The sequence below is a fragment of the Herbaspirillum sp. Her3 genome, assembly GCF_057961275.1.
The window spans coordinates 2,040,099-2,051,248 of record NZ_CM176328.1 but is presented as its reverse complement, the minus strand read 5'-3'; the positions used below and the strand labels follow the sequence as shown (position 1 = coordinate 2,051,248).

Sequence of the window (11,150 nt, the reverse complement as noted above, 5' to 3'; positions counted from 1 at the left end):
ACGGGGAATTTAATGAGGTACCATATGATATGGTATCCTGGAAAAATATGTCTACAGACTTTACACACGAGTACAGCAACAGTGCCGCCGAGGCGTTGCGCGACTTCTACGTGCGCTCGCACCGCACGCTGGACAAGCTCATGGCCGGAGAAGGCGCTTCGCTGGCGCGCAACAAGATGCTTGGCCACATCGAGCGCAACAGCCCCGTGCGCGCGGCTGACCTGGCCACCGCCTTCGGCTTTGCGCCGCGCACCATCACCGAAGCGATCGATGCGCTGGAGCGCGATGGATTGGTCCAGCGCAGCGGCGACAGCAGCGACCGGCGCGTCAAATACATCGCTTTGACCGCCGCGGGCAAAGAAGTGCTGTGCGCGTCCGAACCGGTGAAGAAGACCTTCATCAGCGGACTGTTCGCTGCATTGGATAAAGAAGAGATCTCCACGCTCACCACTGTATTGGGCAAGCTCAACCATCGGTTGGCGGAACTGGAAGAGGTGTATTCCTCAAATGGCGCGGCGGCAGCCGCCGTGACGGATCAGGTGGCCGGCAAACGCAGCCGCAAGAAAAGTTGAACCGGCAGTACAGTTAAAAAAAAGCGCTCCCGCAATGGGAGCGCCAGGGCTGCGATCAGCGCAAGCCCATCATTGATCGGCAAAACGGTCGGTCGCCGCGATGAGCTGGTCCAGGATGCCGGGCTCGTTGTAGGCATGGCCGGCGCTGTCGATCAGGTGCAACTGCGAACCAGGCCAGGCCTGATGCAGATCCCACGCCGATTTGGCCGGGGTGGCCAGGTCATAGCGGCCCTGCACGATCACGCCGGGGATGCCCTCCAGACGCGAGGCATTGGCCAGCAACTGGCCCTCTTCCATGAATCCCTTGTTGAAGAAGTAGTGGTTCTCGATGCGCGCAAAGGCCAGCGCGAATTGCGCATCGTTGAAGGAATTGATCAGGCCCTGGTCGGCCACCAGGGTGATGGTGCTGGCTTCCCAGCGGCTCCAGGCACGCGCGGCCTGCAGCTTGGCGGCTTCGTCGTCGCCGGTGAGGCGCTTGCGATAGGCATGCACCAGGTTGCCGCGCTCGGCCACCGGGATCGGTGCCAGGAACTCGTCCCAGCGGTCCGGCACCATCCAGGACGCGCCTTCCTGGTAGTACCAGTCCAGCTCGGCCTGGCGCAACAGGAAGATGCCGCGCAAGACCAGCTCGGTCACGCGCTGCGGATGGGTCTGCGCGTAGGCCAGCGCCAGGGTGCTGCCCCAGGAACCGCCGAAGACCTGCCAGCGAGCGATGCCCAGCAGTTCACGCAGGCGTTCGATGTCGGCCACCAGGTCCCAGGTGGTATTGGCCTCGAGGTTGGCATGCGGCAGCGAACGGCCGCAGCCGCGCTGGTCGAACAGGACGATGCGGTATTTCTCCGGATTGAACAGGCGCCGGTGCGAGGGACCGCAGCCACCGCCGGGACCGCCATGCAGGAACACCACCGGCTTGCCCTTGGGGTTGCCGCAGACTTCCCAATAGACCTGATGGCCATCGCCCACGTCGAGCAGGCCGTGGTCATGGGGTTCGATGGGGGGATAGAGGCTGCGCAGGGTGGCAGGAGCAGAATTGGTCATCAGCAGGTCCTTGAGGGTGAAGGGCAAAACATGAAGTATAGGAGTGGAATCACAATCCTTCACTCGACCACGAGTTCCGGATTGTTCTTGACCTCGTTGAGTACGAAGAAAGAACGCAATTGCCGCACGCCCGGCAGCCGCAGCAGCGTATTGGCATGCAGGCGGTTGAAGGCTTGCAGGTCTTTTACGCGCAGCTTGATCCAGTAATCGAATTCCCCGGCCAGCAGCAGGCATTCCTGCACCGCCGCGATCTCGCGCACGGCCTTCTCGAATTCGGCAAAGCTCTCGGGGGTGGAGCGGTCCAGCACCACGCCCACGGTCACCAGCACCGGCAGGCCCAGTTTCTCGGGGTCGAGGATGGCGCGCACTTCCTTCACGTAGCCTTCGTCCATCAGGCGTTTGGTGTGATTCCAGCAGGCCGTGGCACTCATGCCGAGCTTCTTGGCCAGCTCGGCATTGCCGATGCGGCCATCCTTCTGCAGCGCCTTGAGGATGCGCTTGTCCATGCGGTCCAGCGTCATGATGATTCTTTCTTCAATAGACAAATTATCGTAATTTTCTTTGCACGAAATAATTTACATCGCTTTTTCATCACGAATCATGCCACAAATTCGGAAGCACCATTTTAATCGTCAGGCGTAAAGTTGATCCCGGCGATTCGATATGAATCGGACCAGATTCGGACACATTTCGACCATCCACCTGAACCGGAGCACTCCATGCTGGCACTCGACAAACTCTTCCCCCGCAAGACGCTGGGCTTCTTCCCCTCCCCCATCCACAAGCTGGAACGCCTTTCCGCCATGCTCGGCGTGGAAGTGTGGGCCAAGCGTGATGACGTTTCGTCGGGCCTGGCCTTCGGCGGCAACAAGATCCGCAAGCTCGAATGGCTGGTGGCCGACGCCCTGGCCAAGGGCTGCGACACCCTGGTCTCGATCGGCAACATCCAGTCCAACCACACGCGCCAGGTCTGCGCAGCGGCCGCTGCCGTGGGCATGAAGTCCTATACCGTGCAGGAAACCTGGCTGGAATGGGATGACCCGGTTTACGACAAGGTGGGCAACATCCTGCTGACCCGCATCATGGGCGGCAATCCCATCATGGGCGGCTATGGCTACTCCACCACCGAGAAAGACACCTGGGCCCGCGCCCTGGAAGAAGTGCGCGCCAAGGGCGGCAAGCCTTACGCGATTCCGGCCGGCGCGTCGGACCATCCGCTGGGCGGCCTGGGCTATGCCAACTTTGCCGATGAAGTGGCGATGCAGGAACAGCAGCTGGGCATCTTCTTCGACAACATCGTGGTGGCCACCTGTACCGGTTCCACCCAGGCCGGCATGGTGGTCGGCTTTGCGGCGCAGGAGAAGCGCCGCCGCGTGATCGGCATCGACACTGCCGACGACGAAGCGATGACCCGCCGCGCCGTCACCAAGATCGCCAACGACACCAGCGAGCTGATCGCCTCCAAGGGCGGCAAGCGCGTCATCGTGCGCGACGCCGACATCGAGATCATCCCCGACTACAGCGGCCCGGCCTATGGCCTGCCGAGCGAGCAGACCATCGCCGCCATCCGCACCGCCGCCGAGATGGAAGCCATGCTGACTGATCCGGTGTATGAAGGAAAATCCATCGACGGCCTGATCGACATGGCCAAGAAGGGCCATTTCAAGGGCCAGCGCGTGCTGTACGCCCACCTGGGCGGTGCACCGGCACTGAACGCTTATTACAAGGCCTTCGAAGATCCGGAAAACCTGACCAAGCTGGCGCGCGAAGCACGCTACAAGGAGTAAGCCACACCGGCAGGATGAGGCGGTGACCCGACCGGTGGCCGCCTTCCTCTGCACAGCAAGCCCGCGCCTGTTCCTGCAGGCCGGGCTTGTGTCGTTTTTGATCACCAGGGCCTTCGCTTTGCTGCATTTTCGCCGCATGTACCAGCCCGCTTGATCGGCATCAAAGCCTGCAGAAAGCTTCACGCGTACCTTTCGGACATCCTCACTCGACAGGTAAAACACCGTGAAAAAAATCGTCACTCTCACTGCCGCCGTGGCAGCTCTGGCTTCTTCCTTCGCTGCTGCTCCCGTCTTCGCTCAAGAAGCGCAAAGCCCGTGGCTGATCCGCGTGCGCGCCGTCAACCTGAGCCCGGACAACAAGTCCGATCCGGTCGCCGGCAGCGGCGCGTCGGACCGCATCACCATCAACAACAAGGTGATCCCCGAATTCGACATCAGCTATTTCTTCACCCCGAACATCGCCGCTGAACTGGTGCTGACCTATCCGCAAAAGCAGGACGTGCGCCTGGACGGCAACAAGATCGGTACCTTCAAGCACCTGCCGCCGACCCTGCTGGTGCAATACCACTTCATGCCTGACGCCGCCTTCAGCCCCTACGTCGGCGCCGGTATCAACTACACCCGCATCTCCAGCGTGGACCTCGATGGCGGCCTGCAACTGGACAGCAGCAGCGTCGGTGGCGCCCTGCAGATCGGTGCCGATTACAAGATCAACAAGAACTGGTCCCTCAACTTCGATATCAAGAAAGTGCAGATCTCCAGCGACGTGAAGACTGCTTCCGGCACCAAGATTTCGAGCGTGCAGATCGATCCGTGGCTGATCGGCATTGGCGTGGGTTACCGTTTCTAAGGTATTCTTGCCGCACCCAAACGGCGCGATCCGTCATCCATGATGACCGGTCGCGTTGTTTTTTGGGATCAGCGCTAACGCTTTCGCCACGGCCGTGTGCCGGCCGCCATGTCTTGCAATGCCATCCGCCCTTGCAGCGTTAGCTGGAGCAGTCTCCTGCGGCATGCTCCCCCGTCCACCGTTTGAAAGTAGGAAGAGGTAATTTCGATGTCGACGACTTCGCACCCCAACACTCCGGTCGCACCTGGCGCACCGATGCCCCATCGCAAGATCATCCGTTCCTGGGTGATCCCCATCAGCCGGCGCAGCACGGCCATCGCCCTGGCGCTGTCGGTGCTGGACTTCTGCCTGTTCGGCGCCAGCCTGGCGGCCATCGTCTGGGCGCCCTGGCTGCTGGCCAAGATCGCGCTGGGCGTGGTCAATGGCTTCATCATCGGCCGCCTGTTCATCCTCGGCCACGATGCCTGCCACCAGGCCTTCACGCCCAATCGCAAGCTCAATACCTGGCTGGGCCGGCTGCTGTTCATGCCGTCGCTGACGCCCTATAGCCTGTGGGCCGTCGGCCACAACGTGGTGCACCACGGCTATACCAACCTGAAGGGGTTTGATTTCGTCTGGCAGCCGCGTTCGCTGGAAGAATTCCGCGCCCTGCCGCGCTGGCGCCAGCGCCTGGAGCGCATCTACCGCAGCGGCTTCGGCCCCGGCCTGTACTACATGATCGACATGTGGTGGAAGCGCATGTACTTCCCCTCGAAGAAGCAGATGCCCACCCGCCGCGCCGAATTCATCTGGGATGGCGTGCTGGTGACCGCCGTGGCCGCCGTCTGGATCGCCGGCCTGGCCTGGGCCGCGCAAGCCACTGAACAATCCTTCTGGACCCTGCTGGTGACCGGCTTTGCGATCCCGCTGCTGTTCTGGAAGGCCATGATCGGTTTCGTCGTGTACGTGCACCATACGCATACCTCGGTGGCCTGGTATGAAGACAAGATCACCTGGGCTGCTGCGCAACCTTTCGTTTCCACTACCGTGCACCTGACCTTTGGCCGCTACTGGGGCGCCCTGCTGCATCACATCATGGAACACACCGCGCACCACGTGGACATGAGCGTGCCGCTGTATCGCCTCAAGCAGGCGCAGAAGAAGCTCGAAACCATGCTGCCGGGTCGCATCGTGATTCAGCGCTTCTCGTGGCGCTGGTATTTCGATACCGCGCGTCGCTGCAAGCTGTACGACTTCAAGCGCCTGTGCTGGACCGATTATCGTGGCCGCCCCACCAGCACTCCGCTGCCGCTGCCCGAAGTCAGCAAGGCCACGGCTGAAGCCTGAGCCGGCCACCCCCTCCAGATAGCCACGGAGACTCTGGCGTTTCAATAACAAGACGGTCGCATGGAAGGGCATTCGCGGGTCCCCGGTAACCCCGCGATACCGCCCACTTTCCCCCATCAAGGCCGCTTCTCTCCCATTGCGCCGCGCAGTCAGAAGCTGTCAGTTCTGACGTCCTTCAGTGAAATTCCCCTGCAGACAACGGCCTTGCCTGGCCATCCGGGCGATTACTTGGACCAAGTTTGATCTGCGACAAGTAATGCCTTCTGATTCAGGAATATTGTGCTGCCTATCACGTTCCGCGCACTTAAAATCGAGGCATTCGATTGTCACATGTCCGCCGGGAACATCGTATGAACCAGTCTTGCCACTCCACTTCGCTCGCTGCTGCCGCCAACAACGCGGCCGCACCCCAGACCCAATGCTCGCTGAGCGCCGCGCGCGAAGCTGCCGCCAGCTCCGCCCTGCGTAGCTGCACCGCCTGCGGCATGCACCAGCTGTGCCTGCCCATGGGCCTGGACGAATCCGACATGAAACGCCTGGACAAGATCATCGGCCGCCGCAAGGTGGCGCGCGATGACTTCCTGTACCGCATCGGCGACCGCTTCACCGCCCTCTATGCAGTACGCGTGGGCCACTTCAAGACCTATCAGGAAAACCTCGACGGCGACCGCCAGATCACCGGCTTCCAGATGCCTGGCGAGCTGCTGGGCATGGATGCCATCAGCACCGAGCATCACCAGTGCGATGCAGTGGCCCTGCAAGACAGCGAAGTCTGCGAGATCCCGTTTGCGCGCCTGGAACAGTTGTTCGGCCAGATCCCGCACCTGCTGCGCCACTTCCACCGCATGATGAGCCATGAGATCACCAGCGAACAGAACGTCATCATGCTGTTGGGGAACATGCGTGCGGAGCAGCGCTTTGCCGCCTTCCTGGTGAACTTGTCTTCACGTTACGCTGCACGCGGCTATTCCTCGACGCGCTTCCAGCTGCGTATGACGCGCCAGGACGTGGGCAACTATCTCGGCCTGACCATCGAGAGCATCAGCCGTCTCATTTCCAAGTTCCGCAAGCAGGGCCTCTTGGCCGTGGAACAGCGCGATGTGGAAGTGGTCGACCTGCCCGCCCTCAAGCGCCTGGCAGCGGGCGTGGATGCCTGCACGCCGGTACAGGCGGCAGCAGCAGCCCGCGCCGGCAACTAAGCAGCAACTAAGCAGCAACCAGGCCGCAACCCAGCGGCCAGCAAACCACAACGATCAGGAAAAAGTCCGGGGCGCTCAGCCCTGGACGTAATGGCGCAGGCGCTCGCGAGGCAGTGCCTGGGTCAGCCGCACCGCCAGCAGGCCGCAGACGGCAAAACTTCCCCAGAAACAAAAGAACCCGATGGTATAAGCGCCTAGCGCATGCCATTCACGGCCGGAGGCCATGGCCAGTTCGTCGGGATTGAACAGGGAAAAGAACACGCCCTCGGCCGCAATGGCCATCAGAAAGGCCACCCAGACCACGATGGCAAGATTGCGTTGCTGTTTGCGCATGGCTGTCTCCTTGACGCATGAAGTTTCATCCGAAGATGGCCGGTCTCGAAGCCGGCTTCACTCCAGCTTAGCGCATTATTCGGCCGGTGCGTAGGCCTCCGCATTCATTTCGATACCACGCTGTTGCGGCCACACCCAGTTGCCGTGCAGGCGCCAGCTATGGCTGCCATCCTCGGCCACCAGACGCCAGCGGGCCTGTTCCAGCTCCGGCAACGGCAACGAGAAGCTGCCGTCGGCCGCCGTGCGCACCGTCAGCGTGCGGTCCTTGGACGGCTGGGTCGGGTGGACCAGGTTCAGCACCAGGGTCCGGCCCTCCTCGCCGGCGGCGGGCGCCTGGCGCATCTGCAGGCGGCCGCGCAGCACGGCACTGGCCGGATCATAAGCGATACCGATGGAGGCGCCCAGCCGCTGCGCTTCATGGTCGCGGCGCAGGTCCTTGTTGATGGCCTTGCCTTGCTTGTAATAATCGTCCGCTACCAGGGCATCGGCCCGCGAGATGGCCAGCCAGGCCGTGAACAGGCCTGCCACCACCACCACGGCCGGACCCGACATCAACAGCCAGGGCCAGCGGTGGCGATACCAGGGAACGGCATTGGCAAGCTTGGGGGAGATGGTTTGCATGGTTTCCTCTCGATATGACGTTAAGTTCATGTGGATTGCGCCGCCTGCACGCGGTCAGCGGCGCGGCACCAGGAAGACGGCCTTTTCGCTGACGTGCAGTGCGGGCTGATCCTCGGCCTGCAATTCGATATGAATCTTGTTGGAGCCTGACTCGCCTGCGCCATGCGGCGCCCTCACCCGCACCGGCACCATCAGGGTCTGGGTCGCGGCCAGCTCGATGGGGCCGGCCGGATCGACGGTCAGTCCTTCAATGCCGCTGGCGCTGATGCGATAGCGATGGCCGCGTTCATCGGTGTTGATGACCTGCAGGCGGTAGACGTTTTCGATGATGCCGTCTTCCACCTCGCGCCCCATGGAACCCCGGTCGCGGATCACGTCCAGCTTCAGCGGTGTCCGCACCACCAGCGAACCCAGGAACAGGCTGATGACCGTGCCCAGGATGGCGGTATAGATCAGGATGCGCGGACGGAACAGGCGGCGCCGGATTTCCGGCGTGGAGAAGCCCTGCTCGATGGCGTTCTCGGTGGAATAGCGGATCAGGCCGCGCGGGCGGTCGATCTTGTCCATCACGCTGTCGCAGGCATCCACGCAGGCTGCGCAGCCGATGCACATGTATTGCAGGCCCTGGCGGATGTCGATGCCGGTCGGGCAGACCTGGACGCACATGGTGCAGTCGATGCAATCCCCGGCCTTGGTACCCTCCTTCAACTTGGCCGCCTTGGCCACTGGCATGCGCGGCTCGCCACGGGCGTCGTCATAGGTGATGATGAGCGAGTCGCGGTCGAACATGGCGCTCTGGAAACGTGCATACGGGCACATGTACTTGCACACCTGCTCGCGCATCCAGCCGGCATTGCCGTAAGTGGCGAAGGCGTAGAAGACGATCCAGAAGCTCTCCCAAGGACCGAGCGCAAAGTGGCTGATTTCCGGCAGCAGATCGCGGACGGGCGAGAAGTAGCCGACGAAGCTGATGCCGGTCCACAGGGCCAGGCTACCCCAGGCGAAGTGCTTGGCGGACTTGCGCCAGAGCTTGCCGAACGACCAGGGCTGGCGGTCCAGGCGCATGCGCGCGCTGCGGTTGCCTTCGATGCGGCGTTCGATCCACAGGAAGATCTCGGTATAGACCGTCTGCGGACAGGAATAGCCGCACCACACGCGGCCAGCAATGGCCGTGAAGAGGAACAGGCTGAACGCGCAAATGATCAGCAGCGCGGCCAGCCAGATGAAGTCCTGCGGCCACAGCACCAGGCCGAACAGGTAGAACTTGCGCGAGGCCAGGTCGAACAGCACGGCCTGGCGCCCGTTCCAGTTGATCCACGGCAGTCCGTAGAAGACCAGCTGGGTCAGGAACACGCACAGCCAGCGCAGGCTGGCGAAGCGGCCCTGGATCTCGCGCGGGTAAATCTGCTCACGGGCGGCATACATGCGCACGACAGCGTAATCCTCCTTGCCGTCCTTGCTGCCTTTGTCCTGCTGCGCATCAGCCTGGGGCGGCGGGTCCCCTTCCTTGCCCTGCCTGGGTGTCATTGCGGCCTTGTTCATGATCTTGCCTGCTCTGCTTTCACTCTCTGTTGTGCGCCCCTTGGCCGGGCGCGGCCATCTTGGCCATCACGAAGAACGCCGGGGCCGCGCAGATCTGTGTCTGCGTCGGCCCCGGCGCGGGTTCAACTGCTCATGCCGTGTTACTTCGCAGCGGCGTTGCTGGGCTTGTTGGACAAGCTCCAGACATAAGCTGCCAGCACGTGCACCTTGGGTTCACCGAGGAATTCGCCAAACGCCGGCATGGTGTTGTCGCGGCCCTTGTTGATGGTTTCCTTGATGGTGTCGATACTGCCGCCATAGAGCCAGATCTTGTCGCTCAGGTTGGGCGCACCGATGGTCTGGTTACCCACGCCGCCAGCGCCGTGGCAGGCCGCGCAAGCCGCGAACTTGGGCTTGCCCAGCTCGGCCTTGATCGGATCATGGGCGGAACCGGACAGGCTCAGCACGTAGTTGGCGACGTTATCGACGTCCTGGGCGCTGCCCACGGCCGCAGCCATCGGCGGCATGACGCCGTGACGGCCCTTGAGGATGGTTTCCTTGATGATCTCGGGCGTGCCGCCATGCAGCCAGTCGTTGTCGGTCAGGTTGGGGAAGCCCTTGTTGCCGCGCGCATCCGAACCGTGGCACTGCGCGCAGTAGGTCAGGAACAGGCGCTCGCCGATGGCATGGGCCTGCGGGTCGGCGGCCACCACCTTCAGGTCTTGCTTGAGGTAGCTGTCGAAGAGCGGTCCGTATTTGGCTTCGGCCTGCTTCACGTCGGCATCGTGCTCGCTGGTGGAATGCCAGCCCAGGGTGCCGGGCAGGTTGCCCAGGCCGGGGTAAGCGATCAAGTAGCCCACCGAGAAGAAGATGGTCAGGTAGAACAGCCACATCCACCAGCGCGGCAGCGGGTTGTTCAGTTCGGTCAGGTCTTCGTCCCAGACGTGGCCGGTGGTCGAACCGGCGATGGGCTGGTCGCCCTTCTTGACCTTCCAGCTGGACTGCTGCCACAACAGCAGCGCGCAGCCGGCGATGCCCAGCACGGTCAGGACGATGATCCAGAGGTTCCAGAAACCATTGGTGAAATCAGCCATGGCGCACCTCCTTGTCGCTGCTCTCGGCGGCGGCGGGCTGGCCGATGTCGCCATCGGCGAAGGGGATCATCTCGGCTTGCGTGAAATCAGCGGGCTTGTGGCCGACATAGGTCCACCACAGAATGCCGGCAAAGGTGACGAAGCTGATCAGCGTGATCAGGCTGCGTGGATCGGTCAACATTTCAATCATGGTCTTATCTCTCCGCCTTGATCAGGATACCCAGGCCTTGCAGGTAGGCGATCAGCGCATCCTGTTCGGTCTTGCCGACCAGTTCGGCCGGGGCATTCTTGATGTCGTCTTCGGTGTACGGGTCGCCAATGCGCTTCAATGCCTTCATGCGCGCAACGATGTCGTAGTTGTCCAGCTTGGCCTGCTCCAGCCACGGGTAGGCCGGCATGTTGGACTCCGGCACCACGTCACGCGGGTTGTGCAGGTGGGCGCGATGCCATTCATCGCTGTAGCGGCCACCCACGCGGGCCAGGTCCGGACCGGTACGCTTGGAACCCCACTGGAAGGGGTGGTCGTAGACCGACTCACCGGCCACCGAGTAGTGACCATAGCGCTCGGTCTCGGCGCGCAGCGGGCGGATCATCTGCGAGTGGCAGTTGTAGCAGCCCTCGCGGATGTAGATGTCGCGGCCGGCCAGGCGCAGGGCCGAGTACGGCTTCAGGCCGGCGATCGGCTCGGTGGTCGATTTCTGGAAGAACAGCGGCACGATCTCGGCCAGGCCACCCACACTGACCACCAGCAGCACCAGGCCGATGAGCAGCCAGGGGTTCTTCTCAATCCATTCATGCGAAAACTTCAT

General features: G+C 62.4%; 13 protein-coding genes. 5 read left to right on the top strand and 8 right to left on the bottom strand.

Features of this window, described 5'->3' with window-relative positions; all coding sequences use genetic code 11:
* Positions 1–47: 47 nt before the first annotated feature.
* Positions 48–572 carry a MarR family winged helix-turn-helix transcriptional regulator gene (locus tag ACVC5H_RS09440; protein ID WP_489622066.1) on the top strand — a complete coding sequence of 175 codons (525 nt, stop codon included), beginning with the start codon at positions 48–50 and terminating at the stop codon, positions 570–572.
* A gap of 69 nt (positions 573–641) precedes the next feature.
* Here the strand turns inward: ACVC5H_RS09440 and pip are convergent, their stop codons facing one another.
* On the bottom strand, positions 642–1,610 hold the full coding sequence (pip, locus tag ACVC5H_RS09435) for a prolyl aminopeptidase (RefSeq protein ID WP_489622065.1): 969 nt from the start codon (positions 1,608–1,610) through the stop codon (positions 642–644).
* 59 nt (positions 1,611–1,669) lie between these two features.
* Positions 1,670–2,131 (bottom strand): Lrp/AsnC family transcriptional regulator, encoded by a 462-nt coding sequence (locus ACVC5H_RS09430; RefSeq protein WP_008330522.1) that lies wholly within the window; start codon positions 2,129–2,131, stop codon positions 1,670–1,672.
* Between the two features lie 198 nt (positions 2,132–2,329).
* Here ACVC5H_RS09430 and ACVC5H_RS09425 point away from each other — a divergent pair, with 198 nt between their 5' ends.
* The 4 genes from ACVC5H_RS09425 to fnr all read left to right on the top strand — a co-directional run bounded on the left by ACVC5H_RS09425 (position 2,330) and on the right by fnr (position 6,772).
* Positions 2,330–3,397, top strand: coding sequence for a 1-aminocyclopropane-1-carboxylate deaminase (locus tag ACVC5H_RS09425; RefSeq protein ID WP_489622064.1), 1,068 nt, complete (start codon positions 2,330–2,332; stop codon positions 3,395–3,397).
* A gap of 223 nt (positions 3,398–3,620) precedes the next feature.
* On the top strand, positions 3,621–4,247 hold the full coding sequence (locus tag ACVC5H_RS09420) for an OmpW/AlkL family protein (protein WP_489622063.1): 627 nt from the start codon (positions 3,621–3,623) through the stop codon (positions 4,245–4,247).
* Positions 4,248–4,502: 255 nt separating this feature from the next.
* The gene (locus ACVC5H_RS09415; protein WP_489622675.1) at positions 4,503–5,573 is read left to right on the top strand and encodes a fatty acid desaturase; all 1,071 of its coding nucleotides are present in this window, start codon (positions 4,503–4,505) and stop codon (positions 5,571–5,573) included.
* Between the two features lie 350 nt (positions 5,574–5,923).
* Positions 5,924–6,772 (top strand): fumarate/nitrate reduction transcriptional regulator Fnr, encoded by an 849-nt coding sequence (gene fnr / locus ACVC5H_RS09410; protein WP_489622062.1) that lies wholly within the window; start codon positions 5,924–5,926, stop codon positions 6,770–6,772.
* Positions 6,773–6,847: 75 nt separating this feature from the next.
* Here the strand turns inward: fnr and ACVC5H_RS09405 are convergent, their stop codons facing one another.
* The 6 genes from ACVC5H_RS09405 to ccoO form a co-directional block, all read right to left on the bottom strand.
* The gene (locus tag ACVC5H_RS09405; protein WP_489622061.1) at positions 6,848–7,105 is read right to left on the bottom strand and encodes a hypothetical protein; all 258 of its coding nucleotides are present in this window, start codon (positions 7,103–7,105) and stop codon (positions 6,848–6,850) included.
* Positions 7,106–7,180: 75 nt separating this feature from the next.
* Positions 7,181–7,726: a FixH family protein gene (locus tag ACVC5H_RS09400; RefSeq protein ID WP_489622060.1), complete on the bottom strand. Its 546-nt coding sequence runs from the start codon at positions 7,724–7,726 to the stop codon at positions 7,181–7,183.
* 54 nt (positions 7,727–7,780) lie between these two features.
* Positions 7,781–9,268, bottom strand: a complete 1,488-nt coding sequence (ccoG, locus tag ACVC5H_RS09395; protein WP_489622059.1) for a cytochrome c oxidase accessory protein CcoG — start codon at positions 9,266–9,268, stop codon at positions 7,781–7,783.
* A 140-nt stretch (positions 9,269–9,408) separates the two neighbouring features.
* Entirely contained in the window at positions 9,409–10,341 is a 933-nt protein-coding gene (ccoP, locus tag ACVC5H_RS09390; protein ID WP_489622058.1) for a cytochrome-c oxidase, cbb3-type subunit III, read from the bottom strand.
* Positions 10,334–10,531 (bottom strand): cbb3-type cytochrome oxidase subunit 3, encoded by a 198-nt coding sequence (locus tag ACVC5H_RS09385; protein ID WP_489622057.1) that lies wholly within the window; start codon positions 10,529–10,531, stop codon positions 10,334–10,336. Before ACVC5H_RS09385 ends, ccoP begins: the two co-directional genes overlap by 8 nt.
* Positions 10,532–10,535: 4 nt before the next feature.
* Positions 10,536–11,150 (bottom strand): cytochrome-c oxidase, cbb3-type subunit II, encoded by a 615-nt coding sequence (gene ccoO / locus ACVC5H_RS09380; protein ID WP_338715782.1) that lies wholly within the window; start codon positions 11,148–11,150, stop codon positions 10,536–10,538.